This is a genomic window from Pseudomonas eucalypticola (assembly GCF_013374995.1).
Taxonomy (GTDB): Bacteria; Pseudomonadota; Gammaproteobacteria; order Pseudomonadales; family Pseudomonadaceae; genus Aquipseudomonas; species Aquipseudomonas eucalypticola.
In genome coordinates this window covers 4,082,245-4,101,009 of sequence record NZ_CP056030.1, presented here as the reverse complement: position 1 = coordinate 4,101,009, position 18,765 = coordinate 4,082,245, and the positions used below count along the sequence as shown (strand labels likewise).

General features: G+C 63.3%; 18 protein-coding genes. 7 read left to right on the top strand and 11 right to left on the bottom strand.

The annotated features are described in order from the left end of the window. Positions 1-368 precede the first annotated feature (368 nt). Complete coding sequence (locus HWQ56_RS18045) at positions 369-812, bottom strand: SgcJ/EcaC family oxidoreductase (RefSeq protein WP_176571359.1); 444 nt, start codon at positions 810-812, stop codon at positions 369-371. A gap of 146 nt (positions 813-958) precedes the next feature. Beyond that, positions 959-1,144 carry a DUF6026 family protein gene (locus HWQ56_RS18040; RefSeq protein ID WP_158154647.1) on the bottom strand — a complete coding sequence of 62 codons (186 nt, stop codon included), beginning with the start codon at positions 1,142-1,144 and terminating at the stop codon, positions 959-961. A 331-nt stretch (positions 1,145-1,475) separates the two neighbouring features. Between HWQ56_RS18040 and gnd the strand changes: the two genes are divergently transcribed. The 6 genes from gnd to nudC all read left to right on the top strand — a co-directional run bounded on the left by gnd (position 1,476) and on the right by nudC (position 8,478). Beyond that, positions 1,476-2,453: a phosphogluconate dehydrogenase (NAD(+)-dependent, decarboxylating) gene (gene gnd, locus HWQ56_RS18035; protein ID WP_158154646.1), complete on the top strand. Its 978-nt coding sequence runs from the start codon at positions 1,476-1,478 to the stop codon at positions 2,451-2,453. Further along, entirely contained in the window at positions 2,450-3,958 is a 1,509-nt protein-coding gene (gene zwf, locus HWQ56_RS18030) for a glucose-6-phosphate dehydrogenase (protein ID WP_176571358.1), read from the top strand. Before gnd ends, zwf begins: the two co-directional genes overlap by 4 nt. Further along, entirely contained in the window at positions 3,955-4,788 is an 834-nt protein-coding gene (locus HWQ56_RS18025) for a Cof-type HAD-IIB family hydrolase (RefSeq protein ID WP_158154644.1), read from the top strand. Before zwf ends, HWQ56_RS18025 begins: the two co-directional genes overlap by 4 nt. 27 nt (positions 4,789-4,815) lie before the next feature. After that, positions 4,816-6,609 carry a glycoside hydrolase family 15 protein gene (locus tag HWQ56_RS18020; protein ID WP_176571357.1) on the top strand — a complete coding sequence of 598 codons (1,794 nt, stop codon included), beginning with the start codon at positions 4,816-4,818 and terminating at the stop codon, positions 6,607-6,609. A gap of 205 nt (positions 6,610-6,814) precedes the next feature. After that, entirely contained in the window at positions 6,815-7,627 is an 813-nt protein-coding gene (locus HWQ56_RS18015) for a crotonase/enoyl-CoA hydratase family protein (RefSeq protein WP_176571356.1), read from the top strand. A gap of 20 nt (positions 7,628-7,647) precedes the next feature. Continuing rightward, positions 7,648-8,478: an NAD(+) diphosphatase gene (gene nudC, locus HWQ56_RS18010; protein ID WP_158153698.1), complete on the top strand. Its 831-nt coding sequence runs from the start codon at positions 7,648-7,650 to the stop codon at positions 8,476-8,478. 26 nt (positions 8,479-8,504) lie between these two features. Here the strand turns inward: nudC and HWQ56_RS18005 are convergent, their stop codons facing one another. From HWQ56_RS18005 to HWQ56_RS17965, 9 genes are all read right to left on the bottom strand, one after another. Beyond that, entirely contained in the window at positions 8,505-9,278 is a 774-nt protein-coding gene (locus HWQ56_RS18005) for a TSUP family transporter (protein ID WP_158153697.1), read from the bottom strand. Positions 9,279-9,363: 85 nt separating this feature from the next. Continuing rightward, a complete protein-coding gene (locus tag HWQ56_RS18000; protein ID WP_158153696.1) occupies positions 9,364-10,131 on the bottom strand; it encodes an SDR family oxidoreductase in 768 nt (255 codons plus the stop codon). A gap of 10 nt (positions 10,132-10,141) precedes the next feature. Next, positions 10,142-11,209: a phosphotransferase family protein gene (locus HWQ56_RS17995; protein WP_176571355.1), complete on the bottom strand. Its 1,068-nt coding sequence runs from the start codon at positions 11,207-11,209 to the stop codon at positions 10,142-10,144. Positions 11,210-11,371: 162 nt separating this feature from the next. Further along, positions 11,372-12,199 carry an iron uptake system protein EfeO gene (efeO, locus tag HWQ56_RS17990; protein WP_158153694.1) on the bottom strand — a complete coding sequence of 276 codons (828 nt, stop codon included), beginning with the start codon at positions 12,197-12,199 and terminating at the stop codon, positions 11,372-11,374. A 27-nt stretch (positions 12,200-12,226) separates the two neighbouring features. Further along, positions 12,227-13,534: an iron uptake transporter deferrochelatase/peroxidase subunit gene (gene efeB / locus HWQ56_RS17985; RefSeq protein ID WP_176571354.1), complete on the bottom strand. Its 1,308-nt coding sequence runs from the start codon at positions 13,532-13,534 to the stop codon at positions 12,227-12,229. Between the two features lie 18 nt (positions 13,535-13,552). After that, a complete protein-coding gene (efeO, locus tag HWQ56_RS17980) occupies positions 13,553-14,743 on the bottom strand; it encodes an iron uptake system protein EfeO (RefSeq protein WP_158153692.1) in 1,191 nt (396 codons plus the stop codon). A gap of 14 nt (positions 14,744-14,757) precedes the next feature. Beyond that, a complete protein-coding gene (gene efeU, locus HWQ56_RS17975) occupies positions 14,758-15,600 on the bottom strand; it encodes an iron uptake transporter permease EfeU (protein WP_176571353.1) in 843 nt (280 codons plus the stop codon). Between the two features lie 219 nt (positions 15,601-15,819). Next, the gene (locus tag HWQ56_RS17970; protein WP_158153690.1) at positions 15,820-16,134 is read right to left on the bottom strand and encodes an SCP2 sterol-binding domain-containing protein; all 315 of its coding nucleotides are present in this window, start codon (positions 16,132-16,134) and stop codon (positions 15,820-15,822) included. A 52-nt stretch (positions 16,135-16,186) separates the two neighbouring features. Beyond that, complete coding sequence (locus HWQ56_RS17965; RefSeq protein WP_158153689.1) at positions 16,187-16,888, bottom strand: histidine phosphatase family protein; 702 nt, start codon at positions 16,886-16,888, stop codon at positions 16,187-16,189. 823 nt (positions 16,889-17,711) lie between these two features. Between HWQ56_RS17965 and sohB the strand changes: the two genes are divergently transcribed. Then, a complete protein-coding gene (sohB, locus tag HWQ56_RS17960; RefSeq protein WP_158155669.1) occupies positions 17,712-18,737 on the top strand; it encodes a protease SohB in 1,026 nt (341 codons plus the stop codon). Positions 18,738-18,765 lie beyond the last annotated feature (28 nt).

Below are 18,765 nucleotides of genomic sequence, written 5' to 3'. Positions count from 1 at the left end.
GACCTGCCGCGATTTCAGAAGTTTCGACTTTTTGCGAACGAAGATTCCGAGCGGTGTGCGGGCTGAGTTTTGAGTGTAGGAAATATTTGCGACCCTGTGGTCATGGTGCGACTGACGGATGGTAATGCCCTACGCTGGCGGTCGGGCATGGGTTGGCAAAGGCTTTGTTTTCAAGGGGTTGGGCGGGCTGCTGTTTAGAGAGAGATTTCTAGAAGTGTGCGCATTGGGCGCCGATCCCGGGATATCTCCCCTGTGGGACCGGGCGAAGCTCGGGAAGGCCGCGCCGCGATTGACCTGCTGCACTGCGGCGTCTAGTTCCCGAGCTGGCGCCCGGTCTCACAGCGTCAGCTGCTATAGAGGGACGCTGTTCAATGCGCAGCTTCAGGCATCAGCGAGGAATGATGGCTTGCGATCAGCCATTGCTGGCCGTCCCAGCGGTAATTGAAGCTGTAGCGAGCCTGGACGGTCTCGCCGGTGGTGGCGAAGGTGAATTCGTAGATGCCGGCGTCCAGTGCGCTGTCGCACGCAGCCTGTGACGTGCGGCTGACGATGCGGCCCGAGGGTTTGTTGGCCAGAAAGTGCTGAAAGTAGTCCAGGCGTTCGTCGTGGGTCATGCGTACGCGGTTGGACAAGGTGGGCAGCAGCACGGCATCGGCGCCGTAGGTGGCGGCCACTTGGGCGGGCTCGCCCGTCAAGAGGGCGGCGTTCCAGCGGTCGAACAGGCTGGCGACATCCGGTTTCGCGGGACACTGGGGGGTGGCATGGGCTGCGAATGGCAGGGCCAGCAGGGCAAGCAACGTGATTCCTTTCACGGTCGAACTCCAGCGACGGCGCGCCGCGGCATGCGGCACGCTCAGGGCTGGCAATCTAGCGCCAATCCGGTATCAGGTGTTCTTCGCAAAGGTTACAGCGTGTGCCGACAGGCCAAGGCCTGCCGGCGGGCGGGGACAGGGGAGGGTCAGGCGATCTGCGCCTGGGCGCCACCGGCGATACCGGTGTCCTGCTGGGACTGCAAGAGCATCAGGGTCAAATGGGCGACCTTCTTCTGCAACTGGTCGCGTTCTTCTTTCAATTCGCGCAGTTCGTCGCGGCGTACCGTGACATAGAGGGTTTGGGGGCGTGTTGCTGGCAGTAAAGTTCCCATTGCTCACCTCGCAAATGGCATGTCTCACAGTGAGGATAGCCGACCTTGAGCGTTTGTCAGTCGGGGCTGTTCCTCTGTCGGCGCGGATTCTGATTTCTTTTTCTGGTGAAGGGAACTTTTTTATTTTTCATGGTCGACGTGTCTTTTTCTCCATGTGGCGGCAAGTGCCCGTCAGCGTTGAAGAACGCTTGATGACAGCCCCCCAGGTAAAAAAAAGCCACCGACGAACGGCGAAAGTCGAAACTAACTGTAGCAACCCTGTACTAAGCTTTGAGACCATTAGCGCTTTGAAGGTGTGACACACCTATTTACGCATCAGTGGAGCACCGGCATGCAATTGGGAATCGTGGGACTGGGCCGCATGGGCGGCAATATTTCGAGAAGACTGATGCGCGGAGGCCACCAGACCGTGGTCTGGGATCGCGATCAGTCTTCCGTGGCAAAACTGGGTGAAGAAGGGGCCGTGAAGGCTGCCGACCTCGCTGACCTGGTGCGTCAGATGGACGCACCTCGCGCGGTATGGGTCATGCTGCCCGCCGGCGCGCCAACCGAGGACACCATCCAGCAACTGGCCGACCTGCTGGAGCCGGACGATGTGATCATCGACGGCGGCAACACCTTCTACAAGGATGACATCCGTCGCGCCAAGGCGCTCGCTGAGCGCCAGATCCACTACGTCGACGTCGGTACGTCCGGTGGCGTGTGGGGCCTGGACCGCGGCTTCTGCATGATGATTGGTGGCGAAGCCAAGATCTTCGAGCGCCTGGACCCGCTGTTTGCCTGCCTGGCTCCTGGCGTGGGTGACATTCCGCGCACCAAGGGTCGCGAAGGCGAGCACAACAATGCCGAAAACGGCTACATCCACGCAGGCCCGGCCGGTTCCGGCCACTTCGTGAAGATGATCCACAACGGTATCGAATACGGCATGATGCAGGCCTTCGCCGAAGGCTTCGACATTCTGAAGACCAAGAACAGCACCGCGCTGCCGGAAGACCAGCGCTTTGACCTGAACCTGGCCGAGATCGCCGAAGTATGGCGCCGCGGCAGCGTGGTCTCCTCCTGGCTGCTGGACCTGACCGCCGACGCGCTGGTCGGTGACCCGGCGCTGGATGGTTACTCGGGTTCGGTGTCCGACAGCGGTGAAGGTCGCTGGACCATTGACGCTGCAGTGGAGCAGGCCGTACCGGTACCGGTGCTGGCAGGTTCGCTGTTCGCACGTTTCCGTTCCCGCCAGGAAAGCACCTACGGCGACAAGTTGCTGTCGGCGATGCGCTTTGGTTTCGGCGGCCATATCGAGGTTCCTAAATGACACGGGCAAAGTCCAAGGTAGACGCAGCACCCCCCACCACGCTGTTTCTCTTTGGCGCCCATGGCGACCTGGTCAAGCGCCTGCTCATGCCGGCGCTGTACAACCTGAGTCGCGACGGTCTGCTGGACAATGGCCTGCACATCGTCGGTGTCGACCACAACGAGGTCAGCGATGCTGACTTCGCTGCCAAGCTGCACGATTTCATCATCGAGCAGGCGCGCAGCAAGCACCCGGAGGGGGCCGACCAGGCCCTCGACCCGGCCTTGTGGGCTAAATTGGCCAAGCGCATCAGCTACATCAGTGGCGATTTCCTCGACGATGGCACCTACCAGGCGATTGGCGAGCGCATCGCCGCCAACCGCACCGGCAATGCCGTGTTCTACCTGGCCACCTCGCCGCGCTTCTTCAGTGAAGTGGCGCAGCGCCTGGGCCAGGCCGGGTTGCTCCAGGAGCAGCCCGATGCCTTCCGCCGCGTGGTGATCGAAAAACCCTTCGGCTCCGACCTGCCCACCGCCGAGGCACTCAACGCCTGCCTGTTGAGTGTCATGAATGAAAAGCAGATCTACCGAATCGATCACTACCTGGGCAAGGAAACCGTCCAGAACATCCTCATCAGCCGCTTTTCCAACGGCATTTTCGAGGCGTTCTGGAACAATCACTACATTGACCACGTGCAGATCACCGCGGCGGAAACCGTGGGTGTGGAAACACGGGGCAATTTCTATGACAGCACCGGCGCCCTGCGCGACATGGTGCCCAACCACCTGTTCCAGTTGCTGGCCATGGTTGCCATGGAGCCGCCGGCTGCCTTTGGTGCCGACGCCGTGCGCGGCGAGAAGGCCAAGGTGGTGGGGGCCATCCGCCCCTGGTCCAAGGCCGATGCCCTGAAGAATTCGGTGCGTGGCCAGTATACGGCCGGCGAGGGCGACAAGCCCGGCTACCGCCAGGAGCCCAAGGTCGACCCTGACAGCCGTACCGAAACCTTCGTGGCGCTCAAGGTGATGATCGACAACTGGCGGTGGGTGGGCGTGCCGTTCTACCTGCGCACCGGCAAGCGCATGAGTGTACGCGACACCGAGATCGCCATCTGCTTCAAGCAGGCGCCCTACGCGCAGTTTCGCGACACCGAAGTCGAGCGGCTGCAGCCCAACTACCTGCGTATCCAGATCCAGCCCAACGAGGGCATGTGGTTCGACCTGATGGCCAAGCGTCCGGGCCCGGCCCTGGTGATGGAGAACGTCGAGCTGGGCTTTGCCTACAAGGACTTCTTCCAGATGCAGCCGTCGACCGGCTATGAAACGCTGATCTATGACTGCCTGACGGGCGATCAGACGCTGTTCCAGCGCGCCGACAACATCGAGAACGGCTGGCGTGCGGTACAGCCTTTCCTGGATGCCTGGCGCGACGGTGGCAAGATCGACCACTACGCCGCGGGCGAAGACGGTCCCGAGTCGGCGGACGAATTGCTCGCCCGCGACGGTCGCGCGTGGCACAGCCTGGGATGAGTGAGCGTCCGGACGACTTCATCCGCCTGGTGCTCAGCGACATGGACGGCACGCTGTTGCTGCCCGACCACAGCATCGGCCCACGCGTGCTCGACGCCGTAGGGCAATTGCGCGAGGCCGGGGTGGCGTTTAGCCTGGCCAGTGCTCGACCGCCCCGGGCAATGCTGGATATCGTCCGCACGTTGGGTATCGATGTGCCATTTGCCGCTTTCAATGGCGGTACCCTGGCCCGGCCCGATGGTAGTGTGCTGGAGCGCCACAGTGTCGACCGGCGTGCCGTAGACACCAGCCTGGCGCTGTTCGCTCGCCATCCGGTGGCCATCTGGCTGTTCGCCGATGACCAATGGCTGCTGACCAGTCCCGATGCGCAATTCCTTCAAAAGGAGATCGACGCGCTGGGCTACAGCTATGTGCAGGTGGAAGACTTCACGCCCTACCTGGACCGTGTCGACAAGATTGTCGCGACCTGCGGCGACTTCGAGTTGCTGGCAAGGCTGGAACATGAACTGGGCGGCCTGATCGAAGGCCAGGCCCTGGCGGCCCGTTCTCAATCCTATTACCTCGACGTCACCGCGCTGCTGGCCAACAAAGGCGACGCCCTGGCTTCACTGGCCGGGCACCTGGACATTCCCCTGGATCAGACCGCCGTGCTGGGTGACGGCGGCAACGACGTGGCGATGTTCAAACGCGCCGGGCTTTCGGTGGCCATGGGCCAGGCGGACGACGCGGTCAAGGCTCATGCCGACCACGTCACCGCCAGCAACCGCGAACAGGGCGTGGCGGACGCTATCCGCGACCTGATTTTGCCGAGGGCACCGCACACCCCCTGAATTCCCCCGCACAAGGTTGACCCCACCATGGCCGCATTGATTGAAGACTATGCCTTGCTCGGCAATTGCAGAACTGCCGCGCTGGTCGACAAACAGGGCTCGCTGGACTGGTTGTGTTTTCCCCGTTTCGACGCCCCGGCGTGTTTCGCCGCGTTGCTGGGCGATGAACACAACGGCCGCTGGCGACTGCAACCGGTGGCGCCGGCTGAAACCAGCCGGTGTTACCGTGACGGTACGCTGATTCTCGAAACCACCTTCACCACGGCCACGGGCGAGGCCTTGCTGATCGATTTCATGCCACCGGGCGAGCACAGCAGCGTGGTGCGTATCGTCGAGGGGGTGAGCGGCAGCGTCGAATTCGACATGGAGCTGGTCATCCGCTTCGATTACGGCAGCAGTGTGCCGTGGGTGGAGCAGGCTCATTCCCAAGTGCTCACAGCCGTGGCCGGCCCGGAAATGCTGGTGCTGCATAGCGCCGCGCCGCTGGAGGCGGTGGACCATGCCACGGGCAGCCGTTTCACCGTGGCCCCGGGCGAGCGCCGGGTGTTCGTGCTGACCTATCAAGACTCCAACCTCGCGGTGCGCGAGGCCTTCGATGGCGAGGAGGCCTTGGCGGAGACCGAAACGTTCTGGCGGGCCTTTTCCGATCGGTGCCCCGATGTAGGCCCCTACACCGCGCAGGTCAAACGTTCGCTGATCGTGCTCAAGGCGCTGACGTATGAGCCCACTGGCGGCATCGTTGCTGCCGTCACCACTTCATTGCCGGAGTTTCTGGGTGGCGAACGTAACTGGGATTACCGCTATTGCTGGCTGCGCGACGCCACCATGACGTTGCTGGCGTTCATGAACCTGGGCTACTTCGAAGAGGCCAGCGCTTGGCGCGAATGGCTGATGCGTTCGGTGGCCGGCAACCCGGAGCAGATGCAGATCATGTACGGCCTGGGTGGCGAGCGGCGCCTGCCCGAACAGACCTTGCCGTGGCTCAGTGGCTACGAACACTCCCAGCCCGTGCGCATCGGCAATGCCGCCGCGACTCAATTGCAGCTCGATGTCTACGGTGAAGTGGCCGATGCCATGACCCAGGCCATTCGCGGCGGCCTGCCGCGCCACCCGCGCAGCCGGGCGATCTTCCGGGTGATCATGCCGTACCTGGAAAGCATCTGGCAGCGGCCCGACGAAGGCCTGTGGGAGATCCGCGGCGAGCCGCGGCACTTCGTGCACTCCAAGGTAATGGCCTGGGTGGCGTTCGACCGCTCGGCGAAACTGCTGGCCAGTGACGGGGGGGATCCTGAGCGGGCCGAGCACGCTCGGGCGGTGGCCGACCAGATCCACGCTGACGTGTGTGCCCGCGGCGTTGATCCCCAGCATGGGTGTTTCGTGCAGTCCTATGGTTCGTCGCAGACCGATGCCAGCCTCTTGCAGATCGCACTCACCGGTTTCCTGCCTGCCGACGACCCGCGCTTTCTCGCCACCCTGGCCAACATCGAGCATCGCCTGATGCGTGACGGCCTGTTGCTGCGTTATGACACCGAGACCGGCTGCGACGGTCTGGACCCCGGGGAGGGTACCTTCCTGGTGTGCTCGTTCTGGCTGGCTGACGTCTACGCCATGCTAGGGCGCATGGACGACGCGCAGGCGCTGTTCGGCCGGTTGAGCGCGCTGTGCAACGATGTCGGCCTGCTGGCCGAGCAATACGACCCGCGCGGCGGCCGCATGCTGGGCAACTTCCCCCAGGCGTTCAGCCACATCGGCATCATCAACACCGCCCTCAACCTGCACCGCGCCCAGTGCCCGGCCCAGGATCGCGCCAAAAGCGGTTGATCGACCTGGGGACCGACCTGATAGACCGCGCCGGCTGCTTCCCGAGCTGGCGCCCGGTCCCACAGGGTTGGCTGCGGTGTGGGTGGTTTCCCTGGGTTTGCCTGCACGCAGCAGGGCAAATTGGCCAAGTTCGGGTAATTGGTTTTCCCGGCGCCGCGCCTTGGTATAGTCCTGCCATTGCCCCTTTCAACAAAAAGGATTTGCCATGACCGACTACCAGGCCTTCCACGTCGAACTCAACGATCACATCGCCCACGTGCAGATCAACCGACCCGACAAGGTCAATGCCATGAACGCGGCGTTCTGGCGCGAGATCGTGGAAATCTTCCAGTGGGTGGATGATACCGAAGCGGTGCGCGTGGTGGTGCTCAGCGGCGCCGGCAAGCATTTTTCGGCGGGCATCGACCTGGGCCTGCTCGCCTCGGTCGCCAGCGAACTGGGCAAGGACACCGGCCGCAACGCCCGCGCCCTGCGGCGCAAGATCCTCGACATGCAGGCCTCGTTCAACGCCGTCGACCACTGCCGCAAGCCTGTACTGGCCGCGGTGCAGGGCTATTGCATTGGTGGTGCCATCGACCTGATCGCCGCCTGCGACATGCGCTATGCCGCCGCCGATGCGCATTTTTCCATCAAGGAGGTGGACATGGGCATGGCCGCCGACGTCGGTACACTGCAACGTTTGCCACGTATCATCGGCGATGGCATCCTGAGGGAACTGGCCTACACCGGGCGCAAGGTCGACGCCGAGGAAGCGCGCAGCATTGGCCTGGTCAACCGCGTTTACCCTGACGCCGCCAGCCTGCTGGAAGGCGTGTTCAGCATCGCCCGGGAGATCGCCGCCAAGTCACCGATCGCGGTGAGCGGCACCAAGACCATGATCGGCTACATGCGCGACCACAGCATCGCCGACGGCCTGGAATACATCGCCACCTGGAACGCGGCGATGCTGCAAAGCACCGACTTGCGCGTGGCCATGGCCGCGAGCATGAGCAAACAGACACCGCAGTTCGACGACTGATATCACACAAGGAGCCCCTGATGTCTCAACGCTGGACCACCGCAGTACTGGATACCAGCCAGCCCGGGGGCTGGGCCGTGGCCCGCTGCGCCCAGGGCTTCGCGTTCGACGCCAATGGCGTGCTGTTTCCCCGTGAATGGCTGAAAAAGCAGAACCTGGACGTACTGGCCGAGCACGGCATCGGCCATTTCGACGGCGAGCCGGTGTACTTGCTGGAACTGCATGGCGCCGCCGATTGGGAAGGGGTGCAGTGGCAAGGCCTGCGCCAGTTCATGATGCAGGGCGATTTCGACACCTACAAGATGCTCGCCTACGCCGCCCAGATTGGCACCTGGGCTCGCGAGCACCGGTTCTGCGGCAGCTGCGGCCAGGCCATGACGCAAATCCATTGGGAGCGGGCCATGTACTGCCAGGCCTGCGACCTGCGCAGCTACCCGCGTATCTCGCCGAGCATGATCGTGCTGATCACCCGCGGCGATGAGATTCTGCTGGCCCGTTCACCGCGCTTCGTCACCGGTGTCTACAGCACCCTGGCAGGCTTCGCCGAACCGGGCGAGTCGGCGGAAGACTGCGTGCGCCGCGAAGTGATGGAGGAGGTGCAGGTCACGGTCCGCAACATCCGCTACATGGGCAGCCAGTGCTGGCCGTTCCCACACTCGATGATGCTGGGCTTCCATGCCGAGTATGACAGCGGCGACATCGTGCCCCAGGCGGACGAAATCGAGGATGCGCAGTGGTTCAATGTGCACGACCTGCCGCCGTTGCCGGCGTCGCGGTCGATCGCCCGCTACCTCATCGACCACTACGTGGCCGAGCGCCTGGGCTTGCCTGCGCCGGTTCTCCCGGGCTGACACCCGTTCCAGCGGGGGGGGCAGCGTCAGGCGAACCAGTGCTGCCAGGCCAGGCGCACGGTAAGCCCCAGTACCACGGTAATGAACACCGGGCGAATGAACTTCGCCCCACCGCTGATGGCACTGCGGGCGCCGAAGAAGGCTCCTACCATCAGGCAGGTGCCCATGCTCAGGCCGATCAGCCAGTCCACGCTGCCGTTGATGATGAACACCGCCAGCGCCGCCGCGTTGCTGACGAAGTTCATGCTGCGTGCCACGCCGCTGGCCCGTACCAGGTCGATGGGGTACATCAGCATCGAGGTCACGGTCCAGAACGCCCCGGTGCCGGGCCCGGCCACGCCGTCATAAAAGCCCAGTGCAAGGCCTTGGGGAATCTGCCGTTTCTGCTTGATCACCGCATGGCTGTCCACCGGCCCCTTGGGCGTACCGCCGAACAGCAGGTAGATGCCACAGGCGAAGACGATCACCGGCAGCATCTTGTTCAACCATTCCGAGGGCATGTAGTGGGCGGCCACGGCGCCGATCAGCGACCCTACCAAGGTGAAGATCAGTGCCGGCCACCATTCGCGCGGGTGGAACAGTTTGCGGCGAATGAACGTGAAGCTGGCGGTTGCCGAGCCGAAGGTGGAACTGAGCTTGTTGGTGCCCAGCACCAGATGCGGTGGCAGGCCGGCGGTCAACAGCGCCGGGGTGGTCAGCAGTCCACCGCCGCCAGCGATGGCATCGATGAAACCGGCGACGAAGGCGACAATGGCGAGAATGAGCAGGGTAGTGGGGTCGGTGCTGAGTTCGAAGGGCATTGGGTAGATCATTGTTTTTGGCGGGGCGAGCATTTTAGCCCCTTGGGGCGTAAAAAGCTCGCTGGCACGCCAGCGCGCTCCCGGCTCAGGACAGGAAACCACCATCCACGTTCAACGCCACGCCCGTGGTGTAGCTGGACGCATCACTGGCCAGGTACAGCACGGTACCGGCCATTTCGCTAGGGGCGGCGACGCGTTTGAGTGGGATCTGCGCCAGGGCGGTGTTGAGGATGGCGTCGTTCTTGACCAGCGCCGAGGCGAACTTGGTGTCGGTCAGGCCCGGCAGCAGGGCGTTGCAGCGGATGCCGAACTGCGCGCACTCCTTGGCGAACACCTTGGTCATGTTGATCACCGCCGCCTTGGTCACCGAATAGATGCCCTGGAAGATCCCCGGCGAAATGCCGTTGATGGACGCGACGTTGATGATGCTGCCACCGCCGTGCTCGCGCATCAGCTTGCCCGCTTCCACCGACATGAAGAAGTAGCCGCGGATGTTCACGTCCACGGTCTTCTGGAAGGCGCCGAGGTCGGTGTCCAGCACGTTGCAGAATTGCGGGTTGGTGGCAGCGTTGTTGACCAGGATGTCCAAGCGCCCGAACTGCTCGCGGATGGCGGCGAACACCTGCTGGATCTGCTCCATCTCGCCAATATGGCAGGCGATGGCGGTGGCCTTGCCACCCTCGGCGATGATGGCATCGGCCACTTGCTGGCAACCGTCCAGCTTGCGGCTGGAGACGATCACATGGGCGCCCTGCTGGGCCAGCAGTTTGGCGATGGCTTCGCCGATGCCGCGGCTGGCGCCGGAAACGAAGGCGATCTTGCCGTCGAGGTCGAACAATTGCGTCTTGGACATCTCGGTTTCCTTACAGGGTGGAGTGCTTGATGACGTTCAGGCTCATCTGTTCCAGCAGTGTGTTCATGTGAATGAACGGGGCAAAGCGCTTGTCCTGGGTCTGGCCGTGGAAGAAGCGGTAGTAGATCTGCTGCACGATGCCGGCCAGGCGGAACAGGCCATAGGTGTAATAGAAATCGAAGTTGTCCACCTGGATGCCGGCCCGTTCGGCGTAATAGTCGACGAATTCGCGGCGCGTCAGCATGCCGGGTGCGTTGCTGGGCTGGCGGCGCATCAGTTGCACCGGCGCCGGGTCATCGGCCTGTATCCAGTAGGCCAGGGTGTTGCCCAGGTCCATCAGCGGGTCACCCAGGGTGGTCAGCTCCCAGTCCAGCACGCCGATGATCTGCATCGGGTCCTGGGCGTCGAGGATGACATTGTCGAAGCGGTAGTCGTTGTGCACGATGGCAGGCGTGGGGTGGTCCGCTGGCTGCTTGTCTGCCAGCCATGCCTTGACACTGTCCCAGGCCGGCGCGTCCGGGGTGCGGGCCTTGTCGTAGCGGTCGCTCCAGCCACTGATCTGGCGCGCCACGTAGCCTTCGGGCTTACCCAGGTCGGCCAGGCCGCAGGCGGCGTAATCCACCTGGTGCAGGTCGGCGAACTTGTCGATGAAGTTGTGGCACAGGGCGCGGGTCTTCTGCGGGTCGAGGCCCAATTCAGCGGGAATGTCCGAGCGCAGGATGATGCCTTTGACCCGCTCCATCACGTAGAACTCGGCACCGATCACCGATTCGTCGGTGCAGTGCGCGTAGGCCTTGGGGCAGTAGGGGAACCCGGCGTTGAGCTGGTTGAGGATGCGGTATTCGCGGCCCATGTCATGGGCCGACTTGGCCTTGTGCCCGAAGGGCGGGCGGCGCAGGACGAATTCCTGTTCGGGGTAGGTGACCAGGTAGGTCAGGTTCGAAGCGCCGCCGGGGAACTGGCTGATGCTTGGCGTGCCGGTGAGGCCGGGGATGTGCGCCTTGAGGTACGGGTCGATACGCGCGGCATCGAGCTCTTCACCGCTGCGCACGGCGGTGGACTGGTCGGTAAGCGCCATGGTTATCCCTTTTGCTTATTCTGGATGCGTCAGATCATTGAACAATCTAATGCGCGGCAGGGCAGGGGACAAGTGCGAGGGGGTGTTATTGGCGGGGGTGTTGCAGGGCGATCAATACAGCCGATGTAGCCGCTGCCCTCGGCAGCGGCTACAGGCACAACCTTAGTTCAGACCCAGCTTGCCACGCAGGGTGGACAGGTCTTCAGCCAGGGTGTTGACCGGGCCGATGAGGGCCTTGCGGTCAGCGTCCTTGACCTTGTCATAGGTCTCGTAGCCGCCGTCCTTGGTCTTGTACTTGGCCAGGATCTTGTCCACGGTGCCGAAGTTCTTTTCAACCTTGGTCACGAAGGCCGCGTCTTTCTTCTGCACTTGCGGCTTGAACAGTTCGAAGATTTTCTTCGCGCCGTCAACGTTGCCCTGGAAGTCATACAGGTCGGTGTGGCTGTAACGGTCTTCCTCACCGCTGACCTTGGTGGCCGCCACTTCTTCCATCAGTGCGGCCGCGCCGCCTACCACTTTCTCCGGCGGGAAGGTCAGGCCGGCCACGCGGGTCTGCAGGTCCTTCACGTCGTTGTTCAGCTTGTCAGCCAGGGCTTCCAGGCCTTTGGTGGTCTTTTCCGAGTACAGGCTGTATTCCAGGCGGTGGAAGCCGGTGAAGTCCTCGGCGGTCACGCCTTTCTCGTGGTCGTCGACGCGGGAGTCGATCGAGGCGTCCAGGTCGCTGAACAGTTCGGCGATCGGCTCGATGGCTTCATAGTGAACGCGGGTCGGGGCATACAGCTTTTTGGCTGTTTCCAGGTCGCCCTTCTTGATGGCATCGGTGAACTTCTGGGTTTCGCTGCCCAGCTTGTCCAGCTCTTCGGTCACGTAGATCTTGTAGTCGGAGATCGGCTGGACCAGGTCCAGGGCCGAGTTGTCGGCGGCGAAGGCCGAGACCGGAGCGTGCAGCAAACCAAGGGACAGCAGCAAAGCGAGTGGCGACTTCTTCATGAAAGGATCCCCGATGTTGTCAAAGACTTAAGCGTTTTTGGTGTTGGAAGCTTGCAGCAATGAACGACCGATGAAGTCCTGGTCGTTTTTTACCCCCGGCAGGGTGAAGAAATAACCGCCGCCCATGGGCTTGAGGTACTCCTCCAGCGGCTCGCCGTTAAGGCGGGTCTGCACGGTGATGAAACCTTTCTCCAGGTTGGCCTGGTAGCAGATGAACAGCAGGCCCATGTCCAGCTGGCCGTTCTTGTTCACGCCATTGGAGTAGTTGAACGGGCGGCGCAGGATCAGGTTGGCCTGGGACTCGGGCGTGCGCGGGTTGGCCAGGCGAATGTGCGAGTCCAGCCGGGTGAGCTTGCCTTCCGGGTCTTTGTGGTAGTCCGGTACGTCATGCTCGGTGGCACCATCGAACGGCGCACCGGTGATCTTCTTGCGGCCGAAGATGCTTTCCTGCTCTTGCAGGGGGGTACGGTCCCAGCGCTCGACGAAGTTGCGGATCAGGCGCACGGCCTGGTAGCTGCCGTTGGCGGCCCAGGCCGGCTCTTCGCTGCCCGGTTGCACCCAGACGATGGCGTCCATGGCCTTGTTGTCGTTGGAGTCCGGGTTGGCCGAGCCGTCGCGGAAACCAAGGAAGTTGCGCGCGCTTTCGGCCGCCTCGCTGGGCTTCTTCGGCGCCTGGGCCGGCACGGTGCCTTCCTGTTTCCAGCGCACCAGCAGCAGGTCCGGCATGTTCTTGACGATGTCACGCAGGGCGTGAATGTTGGTGTCCGGGGTGTTGGAGCAGAACTGCAGCGTCAGGTCGCCGTGGCACAGGGCTGGCTCCAGGGCGTCGTTGGGAAAACCGACCATCTGGATCAGGTGCTTGGGCTTGGCGTGTTCCAGGCCGAAACGCTCGTCGAACAGCGAGGCGCCTACCGACACGGTGATGGTCAGGTTGTCCGGGGTGACGACCGGGCCGAGGATGCCGGAGTCCACGGGTGGCAGTTTCGGGTCGATTTCCTGCACTTCGCCGCCGGTCATCAGGAACTTGATGCGCTGGTCCAGCAGCTTGAACAGGCGCTCCAGATCCTTGCGGTCAGCCGCTAGCACGTCGAAGGCCACCATCATGCCGGCCGCCGGGCGCGGCGTGACGATGCCGCTCTGGTGCACGCCGTGGTAGTCGTGGCGGTCCTGGGTCTTGTCGCTTTTCGGCGCTTCAGCCACCTGGGCCTCGGCAGCCGCCATGGCCGGGCAGCTCAGGGCGCCGCCAGCCAGGGCGACGCCGGCGGCGCCCATGCCCATCAATACACGGCGCCGCTGGGCGTCGACAGGGGTGTTGCTGTTTTTCGAGTCGCTCATGTGTGTCTGTCGTCTGTGTTACAGGGCCGAGAGGCCCAGGGCGGGATCGATTCCATCGAGTGCATCGGCCAGTGCCTTGGCCTTGTCGGCGATCTGCTTGCGCTGATCCGGACCGACCTTGTCGTACGCGCGGTAGGCGTCGCCGTCGCGCAGGCTGTCGAGCTGGGTACCCAGGTCGTTCAGCGCCGCGTCGATTTTCGGCAGCAAGTCGGCCGCCGATTTGGCCAACAATGGCCGCAGCAGGTCGACCACTTTGCGCGCGCCCGCCAGGTTGGCGGCGAAACCGCTCAGGTCGGTGTGGCTGTAACGCTCTTCTTCGCCGTTGGTGCGTACCTCGGCCAGGCTGCGGATGTTGCGGGCCACGATGCTGACCAGCTGCTCAGGCGGCAGGTTCTGCGCCAGCAGTTGGGTTTTCAACGCAGCGACGTCGGTGGCCAGCTTCTGCGCCACGGGGGCCAGGCCGTCCAGGCTCGACTGCTGGAACAGGCCGTATTCCAGGCGGTGGAAGCCGCCGAAGCCTGGGTCCTGCTCGCGTTTCTCGTAGTAGTCGGCGCGGGCGTTGATGGCGTTGTCCAGCTCTGAATAACGCTGGGCCGCAGCCGCCAGGCTCTGGTAAGCGCTGCGTGCCGGCACATAAGCGGCACGGGCGGCGGCCAGGTCGCCTGCGGCGATGGCCTGGTTCAAGGCATCGACCCCACGCACCAAGGCGCTGCCTTGCAGGCTCAGGTACACGCGGTATTCGGACAGTGGGCCGATGAAGGCCACCATGGCCGGGCGGGCCTTGGCGTTGGCTTCGGACTCGGCGGTAGGGGTGACCGTGAGGGTGCCACGCGGGTTGCTGAGCAGGCCGCAGGTAATGGCGTAGTCGCCGGGCGCCAGGTTGGCGTTGATCACCTGGCTCATGCCCGGGGTGATGTTCTCGCGCTCCTCGACCACCAGCACGCCGTCGAGAATCTCCCACTCCACCGCGCGCTCGGATTTGTTGACGATGCGGAAGCTCGCATGCCCGGCCGGGATGGTCAGGGCGTTGGGCTCACAGCTGTGCGGGTGGATGTTGACGACGATTTCATCGTGGTTGGCCTGGCGCTTGGACGAGGCTACCTGAGAGGCGTAGTAGAACAGTGCACCGGCGGCGAGCATCACCACCACGGAGCCGGCCACGGCCACGCGCAGCACGCGTGGCGACAGGCCTGGGGCTTGATTGGACATTGACGGAAGAAGCCTTAGGAGTGAGTAGCGGGAGCCGGCTTGCGCCCGACGGGGGCGCTGGCGGGCAGGAAGAACATGACCAGGGCGAACACCAGGTACAGCAGGTAAGCGCCCAGGGTGCTGATGGTCGGGGCGTCCTGGTAGCCGAACATGCCAGCCAGTACCGAGCCAACCGGGCCGTCCATCGGCAGCGTAGCGCTGACATCGAAGACCACATCCTGCAGCGAGTTCCAGATACCGGCTTCATGCAGCGCCTGTACCGAGTTGGCCAGAATGCCAGCGGCCACCACCAGGATGAACAGGCCGGTCCAGCGGAAGAACAGCGACAGGTTCAGGCGCATGCTGCCGGTGTAGATACCGAAACCCACGGCTACCGCCAGAATCAGGCCCAGCAGGGCGCCCAGTGGCGCACCGGCGCCTTCGCTCTGCTGGAACACGGCCAGCAGGAAGAACACGGTCTCCAGGCCTTCGCGGGCCACGGCGAAGAACACCATGGCGACCAGGGCAATGACCTGGTGGTTGGAGTTGGCCAGGGCGCGGTCCATGGACTCGTGCAGCGAGTGCTTGATGGAGCGTGCCACTTTGCGCATCCAGAACACCATGGAGCTGAGGATGACCACGGCCACCAGGCCTACCAGGCCTTCGAACAGTTCCTGTTGTTTCTGCGGGAATTCGGCGCTCATGAGCTCCAGGCCACCGCCCACCAGCAGGGCGATGGCGGCTGCCAGGAACACGCCGATCCACACGGCAGGCATCCACTGGCCGCGGCCGGTCTGTTTCAAGTAACTGGCAATGATGCCAACGATGAGCGCGGCTTCAATCCCTTCGCGCAGCATGATCAAGAATGGAACCAGCACTTCGCACCACAATCTTAAGAAGGATGCTAACTTGTAACATAATGAGACTCATTATTGAACTGCGCGCCCCCCTTTTTGCGAGGGTTTCGCGCAAATTTAATGAGAAATTCTGGCAATAGGCCTGCAGGGTCAGCTAGCACTGGCAGGGGGGAGGGTTGGCTGCCGGCAAAAAAAGACCCCGGGCATGCACCCGGGGTCTTTTTTGTTACAGAAAGTGTATCAGCCTGGAAACAGTTCGCTCAGCTTCATGGCCAGCATCATGTCGCCTTCCGCGCGCAGCTTGCCGCCCATGAACGCCTGCATGCCGTCGGTTTCGCCGCTGACGATGCCTTTCAGGGTTTCTTCGTCCATGACCAGGGTGACCTGGGCGTCCGGGTTCTCGCCTTGCTGCAGTTCGCAGGTCTTGTCCTTGATGATCAGGGAGAAATGCTTGGTCTCATCAATGCGAAAACCGAAGACCAGGTCCAGACCGGCAGCGGCGGAGGGGTCGAATTTGGCCTTCATGGCTTCTACGGCGGTGTCTAGGGTGCTCATGGTTCGATCCTTTCTTTGAAGGGCTAGCGACAGGGGTGAGGCAGGGGGGCGCTCATCGATAGGTGATGAACTCCGGCGCCTTCAGCAGTTGCAGGTGAGTGTGACTGTTGAAGGAGGCCAGGGTTACCTCGCGGCCACGGAATTTCAGCTGGCTGAGCGAGGTGTTGACGATCTGCCAGTTCAGCTCGAAGGCCTGGGCGGCAGAGATTCCGGTAATCAGGTGCAGCAGGGCGGTAATGGTGCCGCCGGACGTGAACACGGCGATGTTGGCGCCACTGGCGGCCTGGTCCAGCAGACGGTGCAACCCCGCTTCGACCCGGGCAACGAAGGCGGCCCAGCTTTCGGTGTCGGGGGTGGGGTGCTGGCCACCGTGCCAGCGACCGATCAACAGCGCGAACAGGCGCTGGAACTCGCTGCGGTTGTGGGCCGCATTGCGCAGGGTGTGCAGCGCTTCGGGCTCGTGGGGCAGCAGGTCGGGCAACATGGCGCGGATCACCGCTTCGGCATCGAACTCGTTGAAGGCCGCATCGGTGTCCACGCACAGGTGACTGGCGCCCATGGCTTCCAGCGCCAGCTGCGCGGTGGCCTGCTGGCGTCGCAAGCTGCCGGCCAGGCAACGGTCCAGCGTCAGGCCAAGGTCAGCCAGATGCGCGCCCAGTACCTGGGCCTGGCGCATGCCCAGCGGCGACAACACGTCGTAGTCGTCGGCACCGAAACTGGCCTGGCCATGTCGAATCAGATAGATGCTGCCCACGTCCGCGTCGTCCGGGTACGTTGAAGGTGCCTTGGAGGTTATGGAGGTTGCGCAGGGCTGTCAATGAAAAAACATACGCTTGTTTGAATTGGGCGGCGGGGACCGTGGAAGCAGAACTTCCATACGGTTCCAAGCAGGAAAAACAAGGCGGTCCAGGCAAAGGCACAGACATGACTGGCCCGAAACAGATGTGGGACCGGCCTTGGCCGGGAAGCGCCGCGCGGGCGGCGCGCGGTCGCAAGGGCGCCAGAGAAACCCAGGCATGCACTGGTGGCGTTAATGCAGTCCCCACACGAAAAAACAAGGCGGTCCAGGCAATGGCACAGGCATAACTGGCCCGAAACAGCTGTGGGAGCGGCGGGGGCGCCGAGCCCTTGGCCGGGAAGCGCCGCGCGGGCGGCGCGCGGTCGCAAGGGCGCCACAAAACTATCGATTAGTGCTCGGTGGCCATGATGAAATCTCCAGCGGGGTCCCAAAAAGCCTGTCATGAAACCGCATCATGGCTTTCAGGTGCATGGCTCGGGCTTTTCCAGTGCCCTTGAGACCGTGCGCCGCCCGCGCGGCGCTTCCCGGGCAAGCCCGGTCCCACATCTGTTTCGGGCCAGTTATGCCTGCGCCATTGCCTGGTCCGCCTTGTTTGTCTGGCTTGAGATTGGGTCAAGTCCGCCAGGTGCATGGCTCAAGGTTTCTGGCGCCCTCGATACCGTGCGCCGCCCGCGCGGCGCTTCGCGAATGTCCGCCAGATTATCTGCGCCCCCAACTGTTAGACACCCACCAGATCCTCCCCGTAGAATGAGGCTTTGAAGCCTTTGAGGTACCCCCCGTGGAGTTTCTCTCCGAGTACGCGAGTTTTCTGGCCAAGACCGTCACCCTGGTGCTGGCGATCATCGTGGTGTTGACCGCCATCGCCGCGCAGCGTGGCAAGGGCCGGCGCAAGGCTGCCGGGCAGTTGCAGGTCAGCAAGCTGAACGATTTCTACAAAGGTTTGCGCGAGCGCCTGGAATCCACGCTGCTGGACAAGGACCAGCTCAAGGCGTTGCGCAAGCAGGAAGCCAAGGCCGAGAAAAAGAAAACCAGGAAAAAGACCGAGGCCAAGCCCCGGGTGTTCGTGCTGGACTTCGATGGCGACATCAAGGCCTCGGCCACCGAAAGCCTGCGCCATGAGATCACCGCGCTGCTGACCCTGGCCACGGCCAAGGATGAAGTGGTGCTGCGCCTGGAAAGCGGCGGCGGCATGGTGCACAGCTATGGCCTGGCCAGCTCGCAACTGGCGCGCATTCGGCAGGCCGGCGTACCCTTGACCGTGTGCATCGACAAGGTCGCGGCAAGCGGCGGCTACATGATGGCGTGCATCGGTGAGAAAATCATCAGCGCACCCTTTGCCGTGCTCGGCTCCATCGGCGTGGTGGCGCAATTGCCCAACGTCAACAAGCTGCTGAAAAAGCATGACATCGACTTCGAAGTGCTGACCGCCGGTGAGTACAAGCGCACCCTCACCGTGTTCGGCGAGAACACCGAGAAGGGCCGCGAGAAGTTCCAGGAAGACCTGGACGTAACCCATCAGCTGTTCAAGAACTTCGTGGCCCGCTATCGCCCGCAATTGGCCATCGACCAGGTGGCCACCGGCGAAGTCTGGCTCGGCATTGCGGCGCTGGAAAACCAATTGGTGGACGAACTCAAGACCAGCGACGAATACCTGGCCGAGCGGGCTGCCCAGGCCGAGGTGTTCCACCTGCACTACGCCGAGCGCAAGAGCCTGCAAGAGCGTGTCGGCCTGGCTGCCGCCGGGGGCGCCGAGCACGTGGCGGCGCGTCTGTGGAGCAAACTGGGGCAGCAACGCTTCTGGTAACACGCGGCCACTGGGCGAGCGTGCCGCC